Source organism: Pseudomonas songnenensis (genome assembly GCF_003696315.1).
Classification (GTDB): Bacteria; Pseudomonadota; Gammaproteobacteria; order Pseudomonadales; family Pseudomonadaceae; genus Stutzerimonas; species Stutzerimonas songnenensis.
This window is the reverse complement of record NZ_RFFN01000006.1, coordinates 137,048-160,389: the sequence shown is the minus strand read 5'-3', so window position 1 is coordinate 160,389 and position 23,342 is coordinate 137,048. Positions and strand designations below refer to the sequence as shown.

The following is a 23,342-nucleotide window of genomic DNA, read 5'->3' as shown; positions in this document are numbered from 1 at the left end:
CTCGCTCCCTCCGTTCAAGGATCATTCGATGCGGCGCCTTCTCGTCCCGATGCTCGCGGTTCCCGCCCTCACCTGCCATATCACCGCTTCTGCCAGCGACGAGGCGACGACGCCCCTGGCGCTGGAGGAGATGCAAGTCACCGCATCCGCCGAGCGCGCCGACGGGCCTGTGCAGGGTTACCGGGCAACTCGCTCGGCCAGCGCCACCCGCACCGACACCGCCATCCATGAAACGCCGCAATCGATCAGCGTCGTGCCGGCGCAGGTCGTCGAAGACATCGGCGCAACGCGCCTGGAAGACGCGCTCGATTACGCTGGCGGAGTGGAACGCGGCAACAACTTCGGTGGCCAGGGCCTGACCGAGTTCCTGGTGCGCGGCTTCAGCACCCAGGAGTTCTACCGAAACGGTTTTGCGGTGAACCGCGGCTATCCCAACATGCCCGACGCCAGCACGCTGGAACGCATCGAAGTGCTGCGCGGCCCGGCCTCTATGCTCTACGGGCGCGGCGATCCGGGTGGCACCTTCAACATCGTCAGCAAGCAGCCGCAGGCGGAGCGGCGCACGGTACTCGGCAGCCAGGTGAACACCGACGGCCTGCGCCGCGGCACACTGGACACCACCGGGGCACTGGACGAAAGCGCAGCCTTTACCTATCGCCTCAACCTGGTCGCCGAAGGCAGCGACAGCTTCCGCGACCACGTCGAAAGCGAGCGCTACAACATTGCGCCAGTGCTGCGCTGGCAGCTCAGCGACGACACCGCGCTGATCCTCGAAGGCGATTATCTGCACAACCGCCATCCGCTGGACCGCGGTCTGACCCGTTACCCCAACCAGGCCGGCGACCTGTCGCGCGATCGCTTCCTCGGGGAGGAAAGTGCCGGCAAGCTGACCAACCAGAACGCCACCACCCAACTGCGCCTGGAACACCAACTGGATAGCCAATGGATGTTGCGCGGCGGCATCCAGTACCTCGACGGCAGCCTGGACGGCGGTGCAGTGGAGAACAACGGTCTGGCCAGCGATGGTCGAACGGTAGGCCGCAACTACAGCGAGCGCTGGCTGAACTGGAATGACCTGGCGCTGCAGGCCAATCTGGAAGGGCATTTCGACGCCGCCGGTCTGGCGCACACGCTGCTGCTCGGGGTGGAGTTCGATGAATACAACTACGACTCGCTGATCCGTCGCTCCGGCGGCTTGACCAGCGACTTCCCCATCGACCTTTATGACCCGGTCTATGGCCAGCCGCTGCCGGCGCTGACCCGCACTACCACCTACGATGACGAGAACCTGAAGTCCTACGCATTCTTCGTGCAGGATCAGATCGCCCTCACCGAGCGCCTGAAAGCGCAGATCGGAGCGCGTCTGGAGCGCTTCGAGCAACGCTACGACAACAAGCTCACCCCCGCCGGCAGCTGGGATCAGGCGCACAACGCCGTCTCCCCGCGTTTCGGGCTGATCTACGACCTGACCGAGGAGCTGGCCGTGTACGCCAACACCTCGCGCTCGTTCAAGCCCAACCGCGGCGCTGACCGCAGCAGCCAGGCGTTCGACCCGGAAAAAGGCATCGCCCACGAAGTCGGCATCAAGTACGAGCTACCGGAGCATGACCTCAGTGTCACCGCGGCGCTGTTCCATATCACCAAGGAAAACGTGCTGACCAGCGACCCGCTCGACAGCAATTACCAGGTCGCCGCCGGCGAAGCACGTAGCCGTGGCTTCGATATCAGCGTGGCAGGCAACATCACCCCGCAGTGGCGCGTGATCGGCGGCTACGCCTATGTCGATGCCGAGGTTACCGAAAGCTCGAGCGCATCGATGCCGGTCGGCACCCGCCTGGCCAACGTGCCACGCCACAGCTTCAACCTGCTGGACACCTACGAATTCGCCGATGGTCCGCTGGCAGGGCTCGGTGTGGGCATGGGCGTCAAATACGTCGGCGACCGCAAGGGCAGCGCCTCCACTACGGCCTTCGACATGGATGCCTACACCACCGTCGATCTGCTCGCTTACTACCCACTGACCGAACGGGTTCGCCTGAACCTGAACTTGAACAACGTGTTCGACGAAGAGTACGAAGAGCGCGCCTGGGGCAACATCTGGGCCTACCCAGGCGCACCCCGCACGCTGCAGGCAGGCATCTCGGTCACTCTGTAAAAAAGATCGGGGCGCAGCCAGTGCGGCTGTGCCCCGGTCAGGTGTGCCGGTTCCGGCATCCGATTCTCTCCTGCATCGCAGGTAGGCCAGCAACTCACTGCGTCGTGGTCGGTGCTCGGCTCACGCCTCGGACCTGCCAGGCACCCGCGCGCTTCTTCCGTATCGCCCGCTGCCGATCAGGCGGTCAGCTGTCCGGGCGGACCAGCGCGGCAATGTCGCTCATGACATCCGCCCATTCCTCCTCGCCTATATCCATCAGGCGAAAAAAGCGCAGCGTGAAAATCCCTTCCGTAGCGAAAAAGGCGAGCCGGGCACGGCGACCTTCTTCGGTGGAGGTATCGAGCCCCGCAAGACGTTCCTGATACCACGCCTGAGTCGATACCAGGTGCTCGGGGGTCTGCAGTAACGCAGCCATCAGACTCGCCGCCTTGGCGTGCGATCCGGAGTCAGAAGCACGTGTCGCCTCCACGTGAGCACGCACTGCTGTCAGCGCATCGGGCGCATCCCCGGCGATGCGCTGGAACTGCTCGGTGTAACCCTTGCCCCACCGCTCGAACATGGCGTTGATCAAGTCGTCCTTGCTGCCGAAGCTGTACTGCACGCCGCCTTTGGTAATACCCGCCGCCTTGGCGACAGCATCGATGGTCAAGGCTGCAGCGCCCTGGCGATTGACGATGCCTTCGGCCACATCCAGCAGTGCCTCGCGATCGATCGTTTTCTTTCTACCCACGCGCGCCCCTTTCAATTCAATACGTATGTATTTATATTATGCCGCAACGTGTTCCTTCCGCCAATCGAGCTTGTAGCACCAAACCGAGGATTGCACCGTGAACTCCCCTCTTCGCTGGCTGGTCCTGGGCATCCTGTCCAGCGCGCTGCTGCTGATCGTCATCGACATGACGGTAATCTACCTGGCCCTCCCCAGCCTGACCTACGAGCTGCAAGCATCAGCCAATGAAAAGCTGTGGATCGTCAACGCCTACGCCCTCACCGTTGCCGGCCTGCTACCCGGGATGGGGGCACTGGGTGACCGCTTCGGCCACAAACGCATGTTCATCGCCGGCCTGGTGGTATTCGGCTGCGCCTCGCTCGGCGCCGCCTTCTCCCCGACGCCCGAGTTGCTGATCGGCGCCCGTGTCGCGCTAGCCGTAGGTGCAGCGATGATGATGCCAGCAACCCTGGCAATCATCCGCCATGTTTTCGTAGACGCCCGCGAGCGCGCCCTGGCCTTCGGAATCTGGGCGGCCATCGCGTCGGGCGGAGCAGCTTTCGGCCCAGTAGTTGGGGGTGTATTGCTGGAACATTTCTGGTGGGGCTCGGTGTTCATCATCAACGTGCCCATCGTCCTGCTGGCGCTGGTGCTTGCCGTGATCTGGGTGCCGGCCCGTCCCGGTAATCCCGGGCGACCGTTCGATCTTCTGGCCTCCTTGTGGGTCATGGGCGCACTGGTCGGGCTGACGCTGGCCATCAAGGAAGCCGGCAAGGCCGACCCTTCCGCACTGCAAGCCGGCATCGCGGCGATCACCGCTGTCGTTTGCGCCCTGGCCTTTCTGCGCCGCCAGCGCCAGACCGCCGTGCCGATGATCGATTTCGCGCTGTTCCGCGACCGCAGCTTCTCGGCTGGCGTAGTCGCCGCTTCGGTTGCTTCGGCAGCGCTGATGGGCATGGAGCTTGTCGTCAGCCAGCGGCTGCAGCTGGTGGTCGGTCTGTCGCCCCTGCAAGCTGGTCTGACCATACTGCCAATCCCACTCGGCGCCTTCATCGCTGGCCCACTCGCCGGCCTGGCGTTACCGCGCATCGGTGCCGAACGGATTCTGAGCGCGTCCCTCGCACTGTCCGCCGCTGGCGCCCTGCTCTACCTGCTGGGCTATGGGGCTCAGCAATGGGTACAGATACTGTCGTTCAGCCTGCTCGGCTTTGGCGTCGGCGCCGCAATGACTGCTGCCTCCAGCGCCATGCTGCTGCATGCCCCACCCGACCGTGCCGGCATGGCTGCATCGATCGAAGAAGTGTCGTACGAGCTGGGTGGTGCGCTAGGTATTGCCATTCTCGGCAGTCTGATGTCCGCGGTTTACACAGCAGCCATCGTTACGCCGAAGGCGATGGCACTCCCCGATCTGGCACGCGACAGCCTCGACGGCGCACTGATCGCCGCCGAATCCCTCCCCGACGCCATCGCCGCCCCGCTGATCAGCCTGGCGCAAGGCGCGTTCGACAACGCCTTTGTCGCAGTGATGATTGCAGTGGTCGCCCTGCTCGGCATCACCTCGGGCGGCATCGCCCTGTGCACTCGCAGGCCGCGCTAGCGCGCCTGACCACCGGAAACAAAAAAGGCCCGCAGCGATGCGGGCCTTTCAATTTCATTGGTGCCGGAGACAGGAGTCGAACCTGCGACCTTCGCATTACGAATGCGCTGCTCTACCTACTGAGCTACACCGGCGCCGGTGGCGGATTATCGGGGGTTATGCGGTTGGACTCAAGCCCGTGCGCCAGCCTCCCGAAACGGCAATCCGCCTCTCATGCCCTATGCCCTTAGTGCGGCCGCGAAGCCGGTTGGCCGTGGTCGCGCTCGAGGTCGTGCTTGACCTGACTGGCCAGCTGTTCACCCTCGGCAGTGGCCATTTCATAGCCTTCGCGGGCCTTGGCCTTGAGCTTGCCGGTAAGCTCGTCGCTTTTCTGCCCCATGAGTTCGTCTTCGCGACGGGTTGGCGGGACTGATGCGGCGAGCAGAGCGCCCAAGGCGATGCCCATGGCTCCCAGGGCCAGCGGTTGCTCATTGAGCAGCTGCGAAAAGCCGCCACGGGCTCGGTCGGCGGTGTGCCGCAGGCTTTCGGCGGCATGCCGACTGGAGTCACTGACCCGATGACGGGCATTGCCCAGCGTGCTGGAGGCATCGTGGCTCATCTGCGCTGCCTTGTCCTTGAGCCCGGTGCCCTGCTGCTTGAGGCCCGACGCCTTGGCGGACAGCTTGTCGGTCATGGACGGGCCGGTGGACGTGATGCTGGCGCTCTGTTCCGGACGACGGTTCTGCCCGGCCATCAGCCAGACCAGTCCGATGGAGGTCAGCAGAGTCGGCACCGGATTGGCCTTCACCGTATCGGTGAGGTTGTGCAGAAACTCGCCACCGCCGCCTTTGGCATAGCCCAGCGCGGTATCAATCATCTGCCCGGGCGACAACTTGCTTTCCAGTGCATGGACGATGTTGCCGATCTCGGCACGCTGCTGGTCGATCTCCCGCTCCAGGGTGCTCGGGTCTTTCTGCGCTTCTAGGTCTACCTGATTATGTGTACTCATGCGTGCCCCCTGACGGCTTCTTTATCCTTCTGCAGCGAATGGATGGTGCGGTCGGGCTTGAACGAAGAAGCTTCGAACTTCTTCTTGCCGGCCGAAACCATGATCATTCCGATGACCACCACGACGACGCCGACAATCAAGGCGGCGAGCCACAGCTCCATCATCGTGGCGAGGAAGTAAACGGCCGACATAAGCAGAACGATGAAACCCGCCAACAGCACAGCACCGCCTGTGGCGACGCTCGCCGCACCTGTTTTGGTAGCGCGCAGCGATTCGCTCAGTTCGGCTTTGGCCAACGCCAGTTCTTTGGTGAAAAGAGACGGGACTTCCCGGGTCAGCTGCCGCAGCAGCCCGCCGATGGAGCTGTCCTGCTCGGGGTTTACCGGCTCGTAAGGCGTGTTGAGGTTACGTTGCTCGTTCATCGATTTAGCCCTCCGGTTGTGCCCTTGCCATTGGCGCCGATGCCGTTGGTGCTGCCAGTGGTCGACGTCATGTTCGCGTTGCTGACACTGCCGACCGTGCTGCCAGGCGTGCCGCCGGAAACACGCGAATCGATATCAGCCTGGCTAGGCAGGGTCTCGGCAGTGACATCAGCCGGGACGCCCAGTGGCGAAGTGGGATGTGGTCGACTGGCGTCGGAATGGCCGTAGTCGGTCGTGGGCTCGCGAGCGCCGGCGGTGTCTGCGCGATGGCTCGACGCACGGGCGAATCGGGTCAGCCCGAAGCCGAGCGCCACGCTGCCGGCAATGAACAGCGCGGGATTGTTGCGGGCAAGGCGATTGACCTCGCCTACCAGCTCATCGACGCTTTTGCCGCGCAGATTGTCAGCCAGGTTCACCATGCTCTGCGCGACGTCGGAGACGTAGCTGGAAAGTCCGGTACTGTCCTGGTTCTCCAGCTCTGCTGCTGCAGCCTTCGCGCTCTGGGCAACTTTCTCGAGCTCGTCGGCTGCGGTACCGCGGTAGCTGTCCAGCTGCGCCTTGCCCTGGTTCTTGACCTGTTCACCGGCGTCGCGCGCCTTGGCTTTGATGTCTTCGGTGCTGGGCGCGGAGCCGGAAGTGGCGGTACCGGTGGTGTTCGTCTGGGTGGATGGCTGGCCGGACGGAGAGCCCGTCAGCGGGGAATCGGTTCTGGCTTGGCCGCCGTAACCTGTGATCTCTTCATCGGGTGTCGTCATTTTGTCCACCTTTATAGGTTCATAGGATTTGGCCGGATGACCACGGTCCGTGAAGCACAGCAATGCGGGGTTGCCGCGGCCGTGCAGTTTCAGTGCGCACACTAATGGTGACCGGACCCCCAAAATCGAGTTCCGTGATTCTGGCCAGGTGGTCGTGGGCGTTGACGCCAGGTTTACGTGACTGCTTCGAGCGAGACGAAACACCGGGTCTCAGTAGCGGTTGATAGCCATGTGCCTGCGATCAGCGTGCAACCTGCACGCCGCGCGGGTTGCGGGCCGGGCGACTTTCAACAAGCGAAACGGCGAAGGTGACAGGCTGATTGACCGTTCAGTCAGCAGGAGAGCAAAAGCGCCTCATCGGCCAGCCGACGAGCTGCACTGCGCTTGGCAGGCAGAACGCAAAAACGGGCCCGAAGGCCCGTTCCTGTTTTGCTGGGTAGTCCTTACAGCGGACCGATGCTGGTGCAGTTATGTGCAGTCTTGGCGTGCTTCTGCAGTACCGGCAGCTGCGGGCGGTGCTTGCCACTGGTGACGTCCAACGACAGTGCGTACTCACCCCACCAGGGACCAGCAGCCCAATAGGTGCTGGGGATGCAGTTCTGACGCAGGTAGCTCATCAGGTTGTCAGTTGCGACGATGGCCGACGGGGAGAAGTCTGGTACGCCGTGCTCACCGATGTAACCGCGCAGCTTGTTCTGCTTCAGCCATTCAACGAAGGGCTTGACGCGATTGACACCAATCATCGGATCGAACTGCTCGGTCTTGTCGAAGTAGTTACCCGAGAAGTCCTTGTCGACATACATGTGCGCTTCGTACACCAGGTTGTTCTTCGGATCGCGCATCCACGGATTGGTGATCAGCTGAGTGTTGTAGTGCGGCCAGTGGAAGGCACTCGACCAGCGATCACCCGCCACGTAGATCCAGCGCTTGGCGTCGACCGTGCGGATCGCCTGAGCAGCAGCCAGGGCGGCCTGCGGCCAGAGTCCATTGGTGGAGTGCGGCTCGTTCATCAGGCCGTAGCCTTCGACCGCCGGATGGTTGACCACTTCCTGCGCGATCTGCTTCCACACTGCGGCGAAGGAGCTGATGGGTACCTCATTGGAGCCGATCAACTTGCCAAAGTAACGGTAGTAGTTGTGCAGGTCCAGAATCACCTTGACGTTGTGCTTCTGGGCAAAGTCCAGCGACTGCTTCAGGCGCCCCAGCTCTACGGTGTTGAGCGGAGTACCCAGCTTGGGCTGGATGCGCTCCCAGAGGAAGGGCAGGCGAACCAGCGGCATGCCCAGGTCGGCGTACTTCTTGTAGTAGGACTCGGCCGGATAGGTGTAGTTGGTGCCGTGCGTACCCGGAACTACCGACGGACCAAAGCCTGCACCGGAGAGGTTGACGCCGACCAGCAGCGGTTTGCCATTGGTAGTGTCCGGAGCAGAAGGCGCCGGAGCCGGCGTTACAGCAGCGGGCGGCGTGGTGACCGCGGGTGCCGAAGGCGTGGCGGAGGCGCTGACCACGGAGACGGTCTTCGGATAACCGACGGCCGCGCCATTGATGGCCGAACCCTCCAGGAACACGCTCATGTTGCTGCCGACCTGCTGGGCACGAAGGATCTTGCGCACCTGACCGTCAGCGAGTTTTACCGAAGCACCCGCCTTGAACGCTGCGATGTTGGCGCTGGTAGCCTGAATCGAGAAACCCGCAGAAGCGCGGTACACGCCGTTCAGCCACTCGGTGTTGGTAAAGCTGTTCAGATTGCTGGTAGCGACAACTGAAGGCGCTGGAGCAGTGGGTGCAGGAGCGGTCGCAGTAGTAGTAGCCAGCGACAACTTGTTCGGTGCCCCGACCACACTTCCATTCACCGCAGCGCCATCGAGATAGACACTCATATTGGCGCCGGCAACTTGTACTTGAGTAACTTTGCGAACCTGGCCATCGGCCAGTTTTACCGAAGCGCCCACTTTGAATGCATTTTTGTTGGCGTCATTGGCTGGAATGGAGAAACCGGGCGACTTGCGCCATACACCATTGAGCCAATCGGTGTTGGTGAACGCATTAATACTGGTGGAGTGGGAAGCGACCGTGGACGGTGCAGTAAGCGTAGGCGCGGAAGTAGCCGGCGCGGAAGCCGTGGTGCCAACAGTGCTGACCATCTGCGGCGCACCAACCTTGTTGCCGTCCAGCTTGGCGCCTTCCAGGAAGACGCTCATGTTGCTGCCGACGATCTGCTGACGGCTGATCTTGCGAACCTGACCATCCGCCAGCTTCACCGAAGCACCTGCCTTGAATGCCGCCTGGTTGGCAGCGCTGGCCGGAATGGAGAACCCGGCGCCGGTGCGCCATACACCATTAAGCCAATCGGTATTGGTAAAGGCGTTGACCTTGGTGGAGACGGAGGCGGCTGCGACAGCGGTCGAAGCAGCGGCATAAGGAGCCGTTACAACGGTGACGCCACCCATCAGGGCAGCCATGGCGATGGAAGCAACGAGTGCCTTGCGGGCACCGGAAAACAGGTTGGTGGACATTGAGTCTCTCCGGAACTTACTACTTCAAAGGCGGAGCCTTTAAAAAGTGACGGGAGGTCGATAAGTCGTGGGCGATGCTTGAAAGGAAGCCGCGGTGTCACAACAAACGAACCGTTCTACAAGAAAATTCCCGCCGTCCACCCCCTGAACAAACCGGTCAATCGTCTTGCGTGGCGGATTTATAATAGGTTCGAAAAAATAATGGAAATTTTTCTGCCGTTATTAGATCGCCAGAAAATCGGCACTAACGTGCAAATAACATTAGCTTGCCACTATGCAAACAGGGGTAGCTGTCGATCTGATATTACGCTCAGCCCCCCTAGTTTGTATTTTGGCGATATGAAAGCGCCGTTATTTTGAACTTCTGGATCCGGATCCAGCGTTAAGTCCTATGAATTTATCCCGACGAACGGTACATATAAAACCCGGTATTAATCCCCACCTATCCATGCCGTGACGCAAACCGCAGCGCGTCGATCTTCGGAGGCCTGTCGAGGTCCAATTCCGTGAACCCGACACAACGGAGGCCACCATGAGCCAGCGCTATAAAGTGGGCGATCACGTCAGCTGGAATTCCGAAGCGGGACGAGTGAGCGGAACGATCACTCGCGTGCACACGGCAGATACCGAGTACAAGGGTCATCGCCGCCGGGCCAGCCCGGAGGATCCGCAGTACGAGATCAAGAGCGACAAGACCGACCATGTGGCGATGCATAAAGAGTCGGCACTGAAGAAGCTGGGCTGATCCATGAATCAGCCACTGACGATCTGGAGCATCGGTCACTCGACGCGCTCGATCGGTGAGCTCATCGAAGTGCTACACCACCATCAGATCGAAGCCATCGCCGATGTCCGGCGCTTTCCTGGCTCGCGGCGGTTGCCACAGTTCGGCGAGGACTCACTGCGCGAGGCATTAGCCGCCGATGGGCTTGATTACCGCTGGATCGAGGAGCTCGGCGGCCGCCGGCGACCGATCAAGGATTCGCCCAACCTCGCATGGCGCAACAGCTCCTTTCGCGGCTACGCCGATCACCTGCAAAGCGCCGAGTTCGACCGAGGGCTGCATTGCCTGCTGGAGATGGCGGCACGAAGGCGTACGGCGATGATGTGCGCCGAGGTGCTCTGGTGGCGCTGTCATCGCTCGCTGGTATCCGACGTATTGAAAACGCGCGGCATCGAAGTGCTGCACATCCAGGATGACAAGCCGCCCGTGGCCCACCCATTCACCGCGCCCGCCAGACTGCTGGATGGTCAGCTGAGCTATGCGGCGGGTAAGGGCGAGTCGCTGCGCAAGGACGCTGGAAGCCGGCAGATCGATCTCGACCTGTAACAGCGTGTGCTGCATGCGGGGCGGCCATTGCAGCCGCCCCGCTTAAGTTCAGCTGCGCTCGATACGATCCGGATGGATGACGATACGGCCCTGTTTGTACAGGCCGCCGATGGCCTTCTTGAAGTTGCCCTTGCTGACGCCGAAACGGCGTGCGATTTCCTCGGCCGGGCTCTTGTCGCTGACATCCAGTGAACCCTGATTCTCCTCCAGCTTCTGCAGGATCAGCGCCTGCAGGGCGTCGGTCGCCTCGCTGCCGACCGGCTGCAGGCTCAGACTGATCTTGCCGTCGGCACGCAGCTCCTTGATGTAGCCACGCTCGCGCATGCCGCCGCGAAGGAACTTGAAGGCCTCGTTCTTGTGAATCAGGCCCCAATGCTGGCCGTTGATGATGGCCTTGAAGCCCAGATCGGTCGCCTCGACGATCAGCAGGTCCACCGCCTCGCCGACCTTATAGTTGGTCGGAGTCTTGTCCAGATAGCGATCCAGGCGTGCGGTGGCGGTGATGCGCCGGGTGCGCTTGTCGATGTAGACGTAGACCACACAGTAATCGCCGACCTGCAGCGGCCGCTTCTCTTCCGAGTGCGGCAGCAGCAGATCCTTGGGCAGCCCCCAGTCGAGGAACAGTCCCACGCGATTGATCTCGGCGACCTTGAGACTGGCGAACTCGCCAACCTGCACCTTGGGTTTCTCCGTGGTGGCGATCAGCTTGTCCTCGCTGTCGAGGTAGATGAAGACGTTCAGCCAGTCATCCACCTCGGTCGGCGTGTCCTTGGGGATGTAGCGGTTGGGCAGCAGGATCTCGCCGTCCGGACCACCGTCGAGATAGAGGCCGAAACCGGTGTGCTTGACGATTTGCAGGCTGTTGTAGCGTCCGATTGCGGCCATGTGGGCGGTCCCGAATATAAAGGCGGCGATTCTAGCGCCAGTCAGCGTGGCAATGCATAGGCGATCACCGAATCACCGGCCTTGGTCCCCAACGATCCGTGTCCGCCGGCGACCACCACGACCATTTGCCGGCCGGAGCGGCTCTGGTAGGTCATCGGCGTGGCCTGCCCCCCTGCCGGCAGACGCGCCTTCCACAGTTCGCGTCCGGTCATCACGTCGTAGGCGCGCAGGTAGTAATCCAGCGTGCCACTCAGGAACGCGACACCACCAGCGGTCAGCATCGGCCCGCCGAGGTTGGGCACGCCCATCTTGAAAGGCAGCGGAATCGGCGCGCGATCACGCACGGTGCCGTTCTTGCGCAGCCAATGGGTCTTGCCGGTGCGCAGATCGGCCCCGGCCACATAGCCCCACGGCGGCGCGGTGCATGGCAGGCCGAGGGGCGAGACGAAGGCCTTCAGCTCCACCGCAAAGGGCGAACCGAAATTCTCGTTGAGGAATGGCTCCTCCTCGGACACGTAGGTCGTCTCAGCGTCCTCGCGGGGGATCAGTTTCGAGGTGAAGGCCAGATAGGCCGGGGTGCTGAAGACCATCTGCCGCACCGGGTCGACGGCCACGCCCCCCCAGTTGAACACGCCGAAGTTGCCAGGATGCACCAACGTGCCCTGGGTTGAAGGGGGCGTGTAGCGGCCCTCATAGCGCAGGGAGTGGAACTGGATATGGCACATCATCTGGTCGATCAGCGTGGCGCCCCACAGGTCCTTGCCCTGCAGCTTCGGCGGCTCGTAGGACAGCGCCGAGGCCGGCTGCGTCTTGGCAACCCAGTCGCCTTCGGCCGCCCCCTGCGGCGCAGGCACCTCGCGCACCGGCAGGATCGGCTCGCCGGTGCGACGGTCCAGCACATAGATGTCACCCTGCTTGGTGGGCGCCACCACGGCGGGAACCGGGCCGTTCTCGGTCTGGATATCGACCAGGCTCGGCTGTGCCGGCACGTCCATGTCCCAGAGGTCATGACGCACGGTCTGGAACACCCAGCGCAACTGGCCGCTGTCCAGATCCAGCGCGACGATGGAGGAGGAAAAGCGCTCACTGTTCTCGCTGCGTCGACCGCCCCACTGGTCCGGCACCTGATTGCCCAGCGGCACGTAGACCATGCCCAAGGCCTCATCGGCGCTGGAGATGCTCCAGCTGTTCGGGCTGCTGGGGCTGTAGGTCTGCCCGGCGGCAATGGGCTCGGTGGCTTCTGGATTGCCCGGGTCCCAGTTCCATTTCAGTTCGCCGGTATAGACGTCATAGGCACGGATGACGCCTGACGGCTCCTGCGCCCGCACGTTGTCGTTCACCGCGCCGCCAATGATGACCAGATCTCGCGCCACCACCGGCGGCGAGGTGGAGTAATAGAAGCCTTCTTTGGCGTGCGGCATGTTTGCCCACAGGTCGATCTCGCCGTTGTCAGCGAAACCGGGGCAGATCTCGCCGGTCTTGGCATCCAGGGCGATCAGCCTGGCATCGGCGGTCGGCATGAACAGCCGCTGCCGGCAGGCCTGGACATCGCTGCCCTGCGGCGCAGCGTGGTAGGACAGGCCACGGCAGGTCAGGTGCTGGCGGTTGACCGAGTGCGGCACCTTGGGATCGAAGCGCCAGCGCTCCTGCCCGGTTTCGGCATCCAGGGCGATCACCAGATTGTGCGGCGTGCACAGATAAAGGCTGTCGTCGACCTTCAGCGGCGTGACTTCGTAGGTGGTTTCATCCGGATCATCCGGGCCCCGCAGATCACCGGTCTGGTAATGCCAGACCGGTTCGAGGCGCTCGACATTCTGCGGCGTGATCTGCGCCAGCGGCGAATAACGCTGGCCCTGCTGACTGCGCCCATAGGCATGCCAGTCGCCTGCCGGCACGCTATCGTCCGCAGCAGGGGCTTGGGCCAGCGGAGCCGGCAGCATGCCCTTGATGTCGTGGCTGTCGTGTCCCACCGCGTAAACCGCTGCCGCGCCCCAGAGCACGACCGCCAGCATCAGCGGCAGCGCCGCACCACCCCAGGCACGAAAGCCGAAATGCTGCCAGCCGAGACGCCGTGCGATCCACGGCGTCAGCAGCCACAGCCCGAACGGCGCGATGATGCTGCCGCGCGGCGCCAGCTGCCACCAGTCCAGCCCCACCTCGTAAACAGCCCAACCCAGCGCACCCAGCATGAGCAATGCGTAGACCCACAAGGCGGTGCGACGTCGCATCAGCAACAAGGCACCGGTCAGCAGAAATCCCGCCGCCACGATGGCGAAATACCAGGTACCGCCCAGGCTGATGACCTTCGCGCCACCGACGCCGAGCGCAATGCCGACGATGATGCAGAACAATCCGCTGATAACCACAGCCACGGCCCATCTCCCTCGATCTTGTTATCGAACCCGCCAGACTCCGATGGCCAGCAGGAGTGGCCATCAATGAGAGTGGGACAGGCGATGGGCGGGAATGCTCCGTGGGAAACGAAGATTGGCGCGACGCAGTTGGCCGACGGCAGCACCGAAAGCGCCGCCGTGCCTGCAGATCAGTCGGCCTGCAAGCCCACCTGCAGCAGCTTGCCGTCGCCGGCATCGGTCAGCAGATAGACGTAGCCGTCCGGGCCAACCCGGACATCGCGGATGCGCGCGCCGAGATCCTTGAGCAACCGCTCTTCACCGACGACGCGATCGCCATCGAGCTGCAGACGGATCAGCGACTGATCCACCAGCGCACCGATGAACAGGCTGTGTTGCCAGGCCGCAAAGCGCTCGCCATCGTAGAACGCCATGCCGCTGACGCCCGGCGATTTCTCCCATACATGATGCGGCTGCTCGGTCCCCTCGACCGTCTTACCCTTGGCCTCGGGGATCGGCAGCATGCTGTAGTTGATGCCGTGAGTCGCCAGCGGCCAGCCGTAGTTCTTGCCGGCCTGGGGAATGTTCACCTCGTCGCCACCACGCGGGCCATGCTCGTGCGTCCAGAGCACACCGCTCCACGGGTTGAGTGCCGCGCCCTGCTGATTGCGGTGGCCGTAAGACCAGATTTCCGGCCGCACGCCGTCACGCCCCACGAAGGGATTGTCGTCCGGCACGCTGCCGTCCAAGCCGATGCGCACCACCTTGCCCTGGTGCTTGTCGAGGTCCTGCGAGGTCGGTCGCTGATTGTTCTCACCGAGCGCGACGAACAGATGTCCGTCGTTATCGAACACCAGCCGCGAACCGAAGTGGATGCCGGTGGACAGCTTTGGCAGCTGGCGGAAGATCACCTCGAAGTTCTCGAGCTTCGAGTGATCATCGCTCAGCCGTCCACGCCCCACTGCGGTCCCGGCCTTGCCTTGCTCCCCCGCTTCGGCATAGGTCAGATAAACCAGGCGATCATTATCGAACGACGGCGACAGCCGCACATCGAGGAGCCCGCCCTGGGCCTGGGCGAATACCTCAGGTACGCCTTCAAGCGGCTTGGAGCGGCTGCCATCCAGTCCAACCAGCCGCAAACGACCGGGCCGTTCGGTCACCAGCATGTGCTCGCCGTCCGGCAGAAATGCCAGGGCCCAGGGATTCTCGAAGCCCGACGCGATCTCGCGGACCGTGACTTCGCCGGCCTCACTGGGATAGCGCTGCCCCTCGGCGATAACTTGGAACGAAGCGGCAATGGCAAAACCGCAGAGCGTGGTGCGAAAGGCATGACGCAGCATGATGGTCCTCCGGATTGTTCAACGTCGCGAAACCCACGTTCGCGGCTTCATTGAAGACCAGACCGCCGCCTGGGTGGTTGCCAAAAACGCATCAAGAAATGACCGACCACAAATAACTGAACAAAATTTGATCAAATCTGTATAATGCCCGGTTCGACTGATTAAAGGACAAGCGACCCATGGCAACGAAAACCACCAGCGCCAAGCGCAAACCGGAACCCGCCTCTGAAACCAGCCAGTCCCTTGCTGCGCAGATGGCCGCCTTTATCAAGGCCGGCGGCGAAGTTCAAACCATCCCCAACGGCGTCAGTGGCCAGACCAATGGGCCGTCCCGCCAGATCACCATCAGCAAGAAGTGATCATCTGAACCGCTTTCGGCGAGCCTGCAGTTTGGCTCGCCGCGTTCAACCCCTCCTTTCTCGTCTTCGAGCGCACCATGACTGACCCCGTACGCCTTGCCAAACGCCTCGCCGAGCAACTCGGCTGTTCCCGGCGCGAGGCCGAGCTGTATATCGAGGGCGGCTGGGTAACGGTCGACGGCGAACTCGTCGAAGCGCCTTTTCTGAAGGTCAGCCCCAGCCAGCGTGTCGAACTGCGCGACGGCGCTACAGCGCGGGAGATCGCGCCTGTCACCCTGCTGCTGCACAAACCTGCCGGCCTGGCGATCGAGGCCGATCCCGACAGCGTGCGCCGCGCCCTGCTGGCGAGCGAACACTGGGGCGACGACCCCAGCCGCATCGAGCCCCTGCAGCGCCATCTGCTCCAGCAGAACATCCTGTTGCCGCTAGACCCCGAGGCGAGCGGCCTTACGGTATTCAGCCAGCAGCGTGAAGTGATCCGCCTGCTGACCAGCACGCGCGACAAGCTGGAACAGGAGTACGTCGTCGAGGTCAGCGGCGAAGCCGAAGATAACGGCTTCGCGCTGCTTGCCAAGGGCATCGGCCATCGCGGCAAGATCCTGCCCAAGGCCAAGGTCAGCTGGCAGAGCGAGAACCGCCTGCGCCTGGTGATCAAGGAACCTGCGCCCGGCGAAGTCCGCCTCCTCTGCGAAGCCATCGGCCTGCGCGTACTGGGCTGCAAGCGCATCCGCATCGGACGCCTGTCCATGGCCAAGCTGCCGGTCGGGCATTGGCGAATCGTAGGCGAACACGAGCGTTTCTGACGCCTCTGACCACGCCTGCAGCAACACCGATTGGCGGAGCGCACTTGCGTTACAGGCCGCGCTGAATCAGTCTTGAGCGGCTCGTTGCGGCAGATCGCCACGACGGTTCATTCGCCGAACACAGGATCGCGATGCCGAAACTGCTGCTCTTGCTGCTGTCCCTGTTTCCACTGCACATCCTGGCGGCAAAGCCTGTTGCGGTGTGGGCCTATCAGCCTTCACCGCCCTTCGCATCCGAGCACAACCGGGGGCTTTCCGAATCCCTGGTGCAGTTGCTCAACGAGCATCCGACGAACCAGGGCCTCTACGACTTCAAGCTGACCCAGCTGCCGCGCAAACGCCTCGATAGCCGACTCGCCGCCAACGAGCCTGGCGTGCTGCTGTGGGCCACGCCCGAGTTCTTTCCCGAGCGCCTGACCGCCAATGCCAGCTGGACCCGCCCGCTGCTGTGCGACATTCAGGATTTCGTCTCCCGCAGCGACGCGCCTTTCGACTACAAGGGGCCGCGCTCGCTGCACGGCATGCGCCTTGGTGGCGTTCTCGGCCACCGTTACCGGGAATTGCAGAACGACATCGACCGCGGCCTGATCCAGCGCGAGGACGTCCACAGCGATCTGCAAAACCTGAAAAAACTGCTGTCCAGGCGCATCGACGTCGCGCTGATGCCACGCTCTTCCAGGCTCTTCTATGGCCTGACCGAAGTGCCGGAAGCGCAGTTGTACGTATCGCCCAGCCCACTCTACGTTTTCGATCGACATGTGCTGATGACGGCCAGCCTGCCGGCCGAAACCACGCAGTTCGTCCAGCAGCTCATCGCCGACCTGCCGCACAGCGCACGCTGGCAGACGCTGCTCAGGCGCTACGGCCTGCAGCAGATGAACGCGCCCTGCTCCACCTACTGAGCGAACGTAAGCGGCGCTGGCGAATCGAAGCTGGCACGGCCCATACTGGCCAAAAGAAAACGGAGAACGATTCCGCCATGAAAAAGGCAATGCTGTTCGGCCTGCTGCTGACCCTTGGAGGCTGTGCCAGCCAACCCTGTGATGAGTCCCGCAGCGACAGCTGCCGTGCCGAACGCCTGCTCTATCAGAACGATCTGATGCAGGCGAAGATCCTGATTTCCATCGCTGATGAAGACAGCTACGAGCTCGCCCAGGCCCTGCTCGACCGCAGTGCGAAACTGGATCGGCGCGGCGAGATCGAGTTCTACCAGGCCTTGCTGCTGATTCGCCAAGGGCCGGAGACTTCGGAAGTGCTGGAGCTGCTGGAGAAAGCCAAGCGCAAGGGGCATCCCCATGCGGTAGCGCTGCTCTACAAGATCTATCAGGAGCCCTACCTGCTCAACGAAGCCGACCATGCTCGCGCCGAGCGCTACAAGCAGGCCTACGGCGAACTGGATGTCGCCCGCAGCGGGTATCCGTCATTCGACAAATCGCTGGAACTGGTCAACCAGCTGGTCGCGCCGCCGCCTCCATCGGTGCCGTATCAGGCGCCGTGCCCGCAGCACTGCCTGGATCAGTCGCGCTAGCTGCGGGCTGCGGCTTGTGGTGCGGTCAGGGTGCCGGGGTTTGCGAGATGCGTGGTTCTTCCTTGCCCTCGGCCACGGCGCGGGCTTCCTCTTCGGTGGCGTAGGGGCCGCCGACGATGGTGCCGTTCAGCTCCACCACCCAGCACACGGCCCAGGTCGGGCGCCAGGCTTTGGGTACGTCTTCGCCGCTGAGGTGCTTGATCTGAGAGGTCATGGCATTTCTCCATCGTTGCAGGGATAAGACGGCCGCCTCGCCGCGACAAGGCTGGCCCCATGCAATGCAGACCACGGAGCGGCCGTCTTTGCTCGTCCGGTACGACGAAACGGCCCGGCGAACGAACCCCTGGCAGCGTCACTGCTCTACAGAACAGGCGCCGCACAGCGAGGAAAGACGATGCGCACCACCACCCGACTGCTACTGCTGACGCTGCTCACCGCACTGCTGATCTCCGGTTGCAGCCGCGCGACTCTGGTCTATCGCAACCTCGACATGCTGGTGCCCTGGTCGCTCAACGATTACCTCGACCTGGATCGCAGCCAGCAGCGCGAACTGCGCGAACGCTTGCGCCAGCATCTGGCCTGGCATTGCAGCACGCAGCTGCCGGAGCTTCTCTCCAGCCTCCAGCAACTGGAACGCGAAAGCACCAGCGGCCAGCTCGAGCGCGAGGATCTGGAGCCGCACTACCACGGCGTTCGCGAAGCCATGCACAGCATCGCCGTGGAGGTCACGCCCACTGCCACCGACTTGCTGCGTGCACTCAGCGATGCTCAGGTCGACGAGTTGCGCCGCTCTCTCGAAGAAAATCGCCGCGAGCACCGGGAGAAATACCTGGAGCCGCCGCTGGAACAGCAGATTCGTGAGCGCGCCGAGCGCATGCAGGAGCGCCTGCAGTACTGGTTCGGGCCGCTGAACGCGGAGCAACGCCAGCGCGTACTGCTCTGGGCGCACACCCTGGGCGAACAGAACAGGCGTTGGCTGGACAACCGTGAGCGCTGGCAGCAGATGCTGCTCGCTGCCGTCGAGGAGCGTCACGCTGACGACTTCGACGCTCGCATTGCGCGGCTTCTGCAGGAGCGCGAAGCGCTGATGAACGAAAGCGACCGAACGACCCTGCAACGCGCCGAACGGGCCGGTCTGGACCTGGTTGCAGACTTGCATGCGCTCGCCGACGATGGACAACGTGCCCACCTGACCAACCGACTCGCACAGTTGCAGACGGACTTCGGCAGCCTCAAGTGCCTGCCGCCGACGGCCTGACAGCCGTGCTCGGCGCCCTAGCGTCTGGCCGATAGCAGCAGGCGACGCGCCTCCAGCTGCCCGGCTTCGTCCAGCTCGACCAGCCATTGCGGCTTGCCGGCGATCAGCACTGCCAACGGCATTCCGTCACGGTAGAGAATCCGATTGGCCGCGAGCGCTGGCACCTTGCTCCCAGGCAACAAGGTACCGAGCTGATTCAGCGGGTCCACCGCCGATACCGCCAGCATTTCTCCCATCAGCGGCCGCTTGCGCACTTCGCGCAGCAGGCCGACCGCCTCGGGCAGGGCGAACTGCTCACCGGCCACACCGGCGACGAAACGCCCGCCGCGGATCTCTCCCCGTGCCTCCAGCCGGTGGTAGACCCGCAACAGTTCGCGCCAGGGCGGCAGCCAGTCGGCCTCACGCGCCAGCAGGCGCCAGAACACCACGCCGTAGCGGCGCAGTAAGACGCGGGCGATATGCTCCAGCGCCTCGGCATCGACCGCGGCCGGTTGCGATGTATCGTTTGCCGCGCCCGCCTTACGCACCAGCGCCCAGCGGCCGGCATCGTCCATGCCGCCGATGAAGGCGCCGCCACGGCTGCGCCGGGCGGTTCGCGAGCGTTTGCTGGCCGGGGCCAAAAGACTGCGCAGACCGGCAAAGCTGTCCGCATTTACCAGCCCTACCGCCACCAGTTCACCAAGGGCGTCTTCCAGCTCGCTGCGCAGCAGGTGCGCGTCTTGCTGCAGCTCATCGAAGAACAGCGCGCCATGGGTCTGCAGGCAGTCGAACACCCGCTGCGCCCGCGATGACAGTTCCGGCATCGGCGCGTCGCCTGCCAGCGCGTACCAGGTCGACAGCTGACGGCGCGGCAGCAGCACCACCGGCGTGCCCCGCACCGGTCCGCCGCTGGCCTTGAGCCGCCCGGCCAAGCGCGTCCAGACGATACGCCCGGAACGGCACAGCTCGTCCAGCCAGGTGCCGCCATAGTCTTTCAGGCGTGCTGGCAACAGGTCGGCCTCCCAGGCCGCAGCCGCCGCCTGGTAGCCCTCGAGCTGCTCCACCACGCTGACCAGCGCCTCGCGCCCCTGCATCCGCGTGGCGCTGGAAAGATGCTGCCAGTCGGCCAGAAAGCGCATGAAATCGGCACGCTCGACCGGCTCGATCTCCCTGCGCAAACGCTTGACCGTGTAACGATGGATGCGCGCCAGCAGATGGCGTTCGCACCACTCATCCTCCACCGCGCCAGCGCTGAAACGCCCGCGCATCACATAGCCCTGGCCTTCCAGGCGGACCAGCGCCAGCGCAACGGCAGAGGCCGGCAGGGCCAGCGGTCGTGCGATCAACGACACAGGTAGAGGGCCAAAGCCGCTCAACCGGGCGCGAATCAACTCCACCAGCGCATCCTCTTCCGCCAGCAACCCGTCGTACCCGGCAGGTGCCTGCAGATGTGGCTCGATCGGCGCTTGCGGATAAACCGAGCGCAACAGCGCCAGCCGCTCGAGCGGCAACCACAGGACGCGGTCGTGGGCGATCTGCATGCGGGTCGCACGCCGGCCCTGCGCAAGCTCGTCCAGCCACCCGCGCCACTGCGGCTGCACGATAACCTCGGATTCGGCAATGCAGCCCAGCGCCGTCAACGCTTCGTGCAGTTCGTCGGTGTTACGCGCCTCGGGCCAGGCTTGCTCACGCACCGCTGCAATCGCCTCGGGGTCCAGCGCACCAAGATCATCACTGGATTGCGGGTCGCTCCAGCGCCGCGCAAGCACGGCCTGCGTACGTCGCTCTTCCAGCGGCGCGTCGTCAAGAAAGGCATAGGGGCGTGCGCCGAGAATCTCCATTGCCAGCGGCGACGGCGCCGGCAGGTCCCGCGCCAGCAGTTCGACCTCACCGCGTTCCATGCGGCGCAGCAGCGCCAGCCAGCCTTCGCTGTCCATCGCCTCGTGCAGGCAGTCATCCAGGGTCTGGCGCACCAGTGGATGGTCGGGAATTTCGCGCTCCCCGACGATGTTTTCCAGGCAGGCCACCTGATCGGGGAATACCGTCGCCAGCAGGTCCTCGCTTTTCATGCGCTGCAGCTGCGGCGCCACCTTGCGCCCACCTGCCATGCGCGGCAGGGCCAGCGCGGTGGTGGCGATCCAGCGCCAGCGCACACCGAACAGCGGGGCATCCAGCAGTGCCTGGATCAACACCTGCTCCGCGGTGGCGGAGTTCAGGTAGCGCCAGACATCGCCCAGCGGGAAGCTGTGACTGGTGGACAGCGAAAGGATGATGGCGTCTTCGGTGGCCGCCGCCTGCAGTTCGAAGTTGAAGGTGCGGCAGAAGCGCTTGCGCAGCGCCAGCCCCCAGGCGCGGTTGATGCGGCTGCCGTAGGGCGAATGGATGACCAGTTGGGTGCCGCCGGACTCGTCGAAGAAGCGCTCCATGACCAGCCGCTGCTGGGTCGGCAAGGCGCCCAGCGCCGCGCGGGCACGGGCCAGGTAGTCGACGATCTGCCGCGCGGCTTCGTCCGCCAGGCCGAGAGTGCCGGTCAGCCAGTCGACGGCGGGCGAGAGGTCCACGCTGCCCTGCGCCGCCCCCTCAGCCAACCGCCGATCGATCTCGTCACGCAATCGCGCCACGGCAAAGGACAGCTCGTCGCTGCGCCCCGGCGCCTCGCCCAGCCAGAACGGAATGCTCGGCGGCATGCCCTGGGCGTCCTCGACCCGCACCCGCCCGGACTCGATCTTGAGGATGCGATAGGACGTATTGCCCAGCTGAAACACATCGCCGGCCAGGCTCTCCACCGCGAAGTCCTCGTTCACCGTGCCGATGTTCAGTCCCTGCGGTTCCAGCAGCACGGCATAGTCGGCGTTGTCGGCGATGGTGCCGCCGGAGGTCAGTGCAGTCAGCCGGCCACCGCGGCGGCCACGCAGGCTGCGTGTCGCGAGATCACGGTGCAGATAGGCGCCGCGTGTCCCGTGGCGGGTCGTATAGCCCTCGGCAAGCATCCGCAGCAGCGCCTGGAAGGTCGCCTCGTCCAGCGCCGCATAGGGTGCCGCGCGGCGGAACAGCTGGAGCAACGCGGCCTCCTCCCATTCCCGACAGGCCACCTCGGCGACGATCTGCTGGGCCAGCACATCCAGCGGCATCTGCGGAATCTTCAGCGTGTCCAGCTCACCGCGGCGCACGGCGTCGAGCAGCGCGGCGCACTCGATCAGGTCGTCGCGGGAACTGGGGAACAGGCGCCCCTTGGACACCCCAGCCACCTGGTGCCCAGCGCGTCCGACCCGCTGCAGGAAAGCCGAAATCGAGCGTGGCGACCCCAGCTGGCAGACCAGCTCCACGTCGCCGATGTCGATGCCCAGCTCCAGCGAGGCAGTCGCGACCAGTACCCGCAAATCACCACGTTTGAGCTTCTGCTCGGCCAGCAGCCGCTGCTCGCGGGCCAGGCTGCCATGGTGTGCGGCGACCACCTCCGCACCCAGCCGCTCGGCCAGATGCCGGGTGGTGCGCTCGGCCATGCGCCGCGTGTTGACGAACACCAGCGTGGTGCGATGTTCGCCAGCCAAGGCTGCAAGGCGGTCATACACCAGCGCCCAGGCATCGTTGCTCATCACCGCTTCCAGCGGCACCGGCGGCACTTCCAGCGCCAGGTCGCGGGCGCGGCCATGGCCGATGTCGACGATCTCGCACGGCCGCTCGCCGCCGACCAGAAAGCGCGCCACCGCATCGATCGGCTTCTGTGTCGCTGACAACCCGACGCGCACCAGCGGCCGATTGCAGAGCGCTTCGAGCCGCTCCAGCGACAGCACCAGATGACTGCCGCGCTTGTTGCCGGCGATCGCATGAATCTCGTCGACGATCACGCTCTGCACGTCGGCGAGCATTTCGCGCCCCGATGCCGAGCCGAGCAGCACGTAAAGCGATTCCGGCGTGGTTACCAGGATATGCGGCACGCGCTTGCGCATGGCGTTGCGCTCGGCCTGCGGCGTGTCGCCGGTTCGCACTGCGGTGCGGATTTGCAGCGGCGGCAGGCCCAGACGCGCCAGCTCGGCGGTGATCCCGGCGAGCGGCTCCTCCAGGTTGATATGGATGTCATTGGACAAGGCCTTCAACGGCGAGACATAGAGCACGCGCGTCGCGTCGGCCAGGCCACCCTCGGCCAGCCCCTGCTGCACCAGTCCATCGATCGCGGCAAGAAAGGCCGTCAACGTTTTGCCCGACCCCGTAGGCGCGGCCACCAGCGTCGAAAGCCCCGCCCGTATTCGCGGCCACGCCGCCGTCTGGGCTGGAGTGGGTGCGGGAAAGCTGCGGCAAAACCACTCAGCCACGGCGGGATGAAATTGACTCAGCGGATCGGGATAAGAGGCAGTCATGAAACTGAA

General features: G+C 64.0%; 19 protein-coding genes and 1 tRNA gene. 9 read left to right on the top strand and 11 right to left on the bottom strand.

What is annotated here, in order from left to right; all coding sequences use genetic code 11:
* Positions 1-28 precede the first annotated feature (28 nt).
* Positions 29-2,155: a TonB-dependent siderophore receptor gene (locus EA798_RS16435; protein ID WP_122099616.1), complete on the top strand. Its 2,127-nt coding sequence runs from the start codon at positions 29-31 to the stop codon at positions 2,153-2,155.
* A gap of 184 nt (positions 2,156-2,339) precedes the next feature.
* Here EA798_RS16435 and EA798_RS16430 read toward each other — a convergent pair whose 3' ends face one another.
* Entirely contained in the window at positions 2,340-2,885 is a 546-nt protein-coding gene (locus tag EA798_RS16430) for a TetR/AcrR family transcriptional regulator (RefSeq protein ID WP_122099615.1), read from the bottom strand.
* A 97-nt stretch (positions 2,886-2,982) separates the two neighbouring features.
* On the opposite strand from EA798_RS16430, the gene EA798_RS16425 reads away from it, so the two are divergent.
* Positions 2,983-4,461 carry an MFS transporter gene (locus EA798_RS16425; protein ID WP_122099614.1) on the top strand — a complete coding sequence of 493 codons (1,479 nt, stop codon included), beginning with the start codon at positions 2,983-2,985 and terminating at the stop codon, positions 4,459-4,461.
* 58 nt (positions 4,462-4,519) lie between these two features.
* Here the strand turns inward: EA798_RS16425 and EA798_RS16420 are convergent.
* The 5 genes from EA798_RS16420 to EA798_RS16400 all read right to left on the bottom strand — a co-directional run bounded on the left by EA798_RS16420 (position 4,520) and on the right by EA798_RS16400 (position 9,142).
* Positions 4,520-4,595: transfer RNA gene (locus EA798_RS16420), tRNA-Thr, on the bottom strand.
* 92 nt (positions 4,596-4,687) lie between these two features.
* The gene (locus EA798_RS16415) at positions 4,688-5,449 is read right to left on the bottom strand and encodes a DUF3618 domain-containing protein (RefSeq protein WP_122099613.1); all 762 of its coding nucleotides are present in this window, start codon (positions 5,447-5,449) and stop codon (positions 4,688-4,690) included.
* The gene (locus tag EA798_RS16410) at positions 5,446-5,871 is read right to left on the bottom strand and encodes a phage holin family protein (protein ID WP_122099612.1); all 426 of its coding nucleotides are present in this window, start codon (positions 5,869-5,871) and stop codon (positions 5,446-5,448) included. Before EA798_RS16410 ends, EA798_RS16415 begins: the two co-directional genes overlap by 4 nt.
* A complete protein-coding gene (locus EA798_RS16405) occupies positions 5,868-6,626 on the bottom strand; it encodes a hypothetical protein (RefSeq protein WP_106155432.1) in 759 nt (252 codons plus the stop codon). The genes EA798_RS16410 and EA798_RS16405 overlap by 4 nt, the downstream gene beginning before the upstream one ends.
* Before the next feature lie 443 nt (positions 6,627-7,069).
* Complete coding sequence (locus tag EA798_RS16400; protein ID WP_122099611.1) at positions 7,070-9,142, bottom strand: glycoside hydrolase family 5 protein; 2,073 nt, start codon at positions 9,140-9,142, stop codon at positions 7,070-7,072.
* A 532-nt stretch (positions 9,143-9,674) separates the two neighbouring features.
* Here EA798_RS16400 and EA798_RS16395 point away from each other — a divergent pair.
* Positions 9,675-9,887 carry a hypervirulence associated TUDOR domain-containing protein gene (locus EA798_RS16395; protein WP_122099610.1) on the top strand — a complete coding sequence of 71 codons (213 nt, stop codon included), beginning with the start codon at positions 9,675-9,677 and terminating at the stop codon, positions 9,885-9,887.
* Positions 9,888-9,890: 3 nt separating this feature from the next.
* Positions 9,891-10,472: a DUF488 domain-containing protein gene (locus EA798_RS16390; protein ID WP_122099609.1), complete on the top strand. Its 582-nt coding sequence runs from the start codon at positions 9,891-9,893 to the stop codon at positions 10,470-10,472.
* 48 nt (positions 10,473-10,520) lie between these two features.
* On the opposite strand, the gene EA798_RS16385 is transcribed toward EA798_RS16390, so the two are convergent.
* The 3 genes from EA798_RS16385 to EA798_RS16375 form a co-directional block, all read right to left on the bottom strand.
* Entirely contained in the window at positions 10,521-11,357 is an 837-nt protein-coding gene (locus tag EA798_RS16385) for a CvfB family protein (RefSeq protein WP_122099608.1), read from the bottom strand.
* 41 nt (positions 11,358-11,398) lie between these two features.
* On the bottom strand, positions 11,399-13,729 hold the full coding sequence (locus EA798_RS16380; protein WP_122099607.1) for a glucose/quinate/shikimate family membrane-bound PQQ-dependent dehydrogenase: 2,331 nt from the start codon (positions 13,727-13,729) through the stop codon (positions 11,399-11,401).
* 170 nt (positions 13,730-13,899) lie between these two features.
* The gene (locus EA798_RS16375; protein WP_122099606.1) at positions 13,900-15,048 is read right to left on the bottom strand and encodes a PQQ-dependent sugar dehydrogenase; all 1,149 of its coding nucleotides are present in this window, start codon (positions 15,046-15,048) and stop codon (positions 13,900-13,902) included.
* Positions 15,049-15,227: 179 nt separating this feature from the next.
* On the opposite strand from EA798_RS16375, the gene EA798_RS16370 reads away from it, so the two are divergent.
* From EA798_RS16370 to EA798_RS16355, 4 genes are all read left to right on the top strand, one after another.
* The gene (locus EA798_RS16370; RefSeq protein ID WP_106155438.1) at positions 15,228-15,407 is read left to right on the top strand and encodes a hypothetical protein; all 180 of its coding nucleotides are present in this window, start codon (positions 15,228-15,230) and stop codon (positions 15,405-15,407) included.
* A 77-nt stretch (positions 15,408-15,484) separates the two neighbouring features.
* The gene (locus EA798_RS16365) at positions 15,485-16,210 is read left to right on the top strand and encodes an RNA pseudouridine synthase (protein WP_122099605.1); all 726 of its coding nucleotides are present in this window, start codon (positions 15,485-15,487) and stop codon (positions 16,208-16,210) included.
* 131 nt (positions 16,211-16,341) lie between these two features.
* Positions 16,342-17,112: an ABC transporter substrate-binding protein gene (locus EA798_RS16360; RefSeq protein ID WP_122099604.1), complete on the top strand. Its 771-nt coding sequence runs from the start codon at positions 16,342-16,344 to the stop codon at positions 17,110-17,112.
* 77 nt (positions 17,113-17,189) lie between these two features.
* On the top strand, positions 17,190-17,738 hold the full coding sequence (locus tag EA798_RS16355; RefSeq protein ID WP_122099603.1) for a hypothetical protein: 549 nt from the start codon (positions 17,190-17,192) through the stop codon (positions 17,736-17,738).
* 25 nt (positions 17,739-17,763) lie between these two features.
* On the opposite strand, the gene EA798_RS16350 is transcribed toward EA798_RS16355, so the two are convergent.
* On the bottom strand, positions 17,764-17,952 hold the full coding sequence (locus EA798_RS16350) for a hypothetical protein (RefSeq protein ID WP_106155442.1): 189 nt from the start codon (positions 17,950-17,952) through the stop codon (positions 17,764-17,766).
* A 180-nt stretch (positions 17,953-18,132) separates the two neighbouring features.
* Here EA798_RS16350 and EA798_RS16345 point away from each other — a divergent pair, with 180 nt between their 5' ends.
* Complete coding sequence (locus tag EA798_RS16345) at positions 18,133-18,996, top strand: DUF6279 family lipoprotein (protein WP_122099602.1); 864 nt, start codon at positions 18,133-18,135, stop codon at positions 18,994-18,996.
* A gap of 17 nt (positions 18,997-19,013) precedes the next feature.
* On the opposite strand, the gene EA798_RS16340 is transcribed toward EA798_RS16345, so the two are convergent.
* Entirely contained in the window at positions 19,014-23,333 is a 4,320-nt protein-coding gene (locus EA798_RS16340) for a DEAD/DEAH box helicase (RefSeq protein WP_122099672.1), read from the bottom strand.
* Between the last annotated feature and the right edge of the window lie 9 nt (positions 23,334-23,342).

What these genes read in the sequence shown, in the direction of transcription:
- EA798_RS16435 (WP_122099616.1), top strand. Translation starts at nt 29, where the DNA reads ATGCGGCGCCTTCTCGTCCCGATGCTCGCGGTTCCCGCCCTCACCTGC.
- EA798_RS16415 (WP_122099613.1), bottom strand. Translation starts at nt 5,449, where the DNA reads ATGAGTACACATAATCAGGTAGACCTAGAAGCGCAGAAAGACCCGAGC.
- EA798_RS16410 (WP_122099612.1), bottom strand. Translation starts at nt 5,871, where the DNA reads ATGAACGAGCAACGTAACCTCAACACGCCTTACGAGCCGGTAAACCCC.
- EA798_RS16405 (WP_106155432.1), bottom strand. Translation starts at nt 6,626, where the DNA reads ATGACGACACCCGATGAAGAGATCACAGGTTACGGCGGCCAAGCCAGA.
- EA798_RS16400 (WP_122099611.1), bottom strand. Translation starts at nt 9,142, where the DNA reads ATGTCCACCAACCTGTTTTCCGGTGCCCGCAAGGCACTCGTTGCTTCC.
- EA798_RS16395 (WP_122099610.1), top strand. Translation starts at nt 9,675, where the DNA reads ATGAGCCAGCGCTATAAAGTGGGCGATCACGTCAGCTGGAATTCCGAA.
- EA798_RS16390 (WP_122099609.1), top strand. Translation starts at nt 9,891, where the DNA reads ATGAATCAGCCACTGACGATCTGGAGCATCGGTCACTCGACGCGCTCG.
- EA798_RS16385 (WP_122099608.1), bottom strand. Translation starts at nt 11,357, where the DNA reads ATGGCCGCAATCGGACGCTACAACAGCCTGCAAATCGTCAAGCACACC.
- EA798_RS16375 (WP_122099606.1), bottom strand. Translation starts at nt 15,048, where the DNA reads ATGCTGCGTCATGCCTTTCGCACCACGCTCTGCGGTTTTGCCATTGCC.
- EA798_RS16370 (WP_106155438.1), top strand. Translation starts at nt 15,228, where the DNA reads ATGGCAACGAAAACCACCAGCGCCAAGCGCAAACCGGAACCCGCCTCT.
- EA798_RS16365 (WP_122099605.1), top strand. Translation starts at nt 15,485, where the DNA reads ATGACTGACCCCGTACGCCTTGCCAAACGCCTCGCCGAGCAACTCGGC.
- EA798_RS16360 (WP_122099604.1), top strand. Translation starts at nt 16,342, where the DNA reads ATGCCGAAACTGCTGCTCTTGCTGCTGTCCCTGTTTCCACTGCACATC.
- EA798_RS16355 (WP_122099603.1), top strand. Translation starts at nt 17,190, where the DNA reads ATGAAAAAGGCAATGCTGTTCGGCCTGCTGCTGACCCTTGGAGGCTGT.
- EA798_RS16350 (WP_106155442.1), bottom strand. Translation starts at nt 17,952, where the DNA reads ATGACCTCTCAGATCAAGCACCTCAGCGGCGAAGACGTACCCAAAGCC.
- EA798_RS16345 (WP_122099602.1), top strand. Translation starts at nt 18,133, where the DNA reads ATGCGCACCACCACCCGACTGCTACTGCTGACGCTGCTCACCGCACTG.
- EA798_RS16340 (WP_122099672.1), bottom strand. Translation starts at nt 23,333, where the DNA reads ATGACTGCCTCTTATCCCGATCCGCTGAGTCAATTTCATCCCGCCGTG.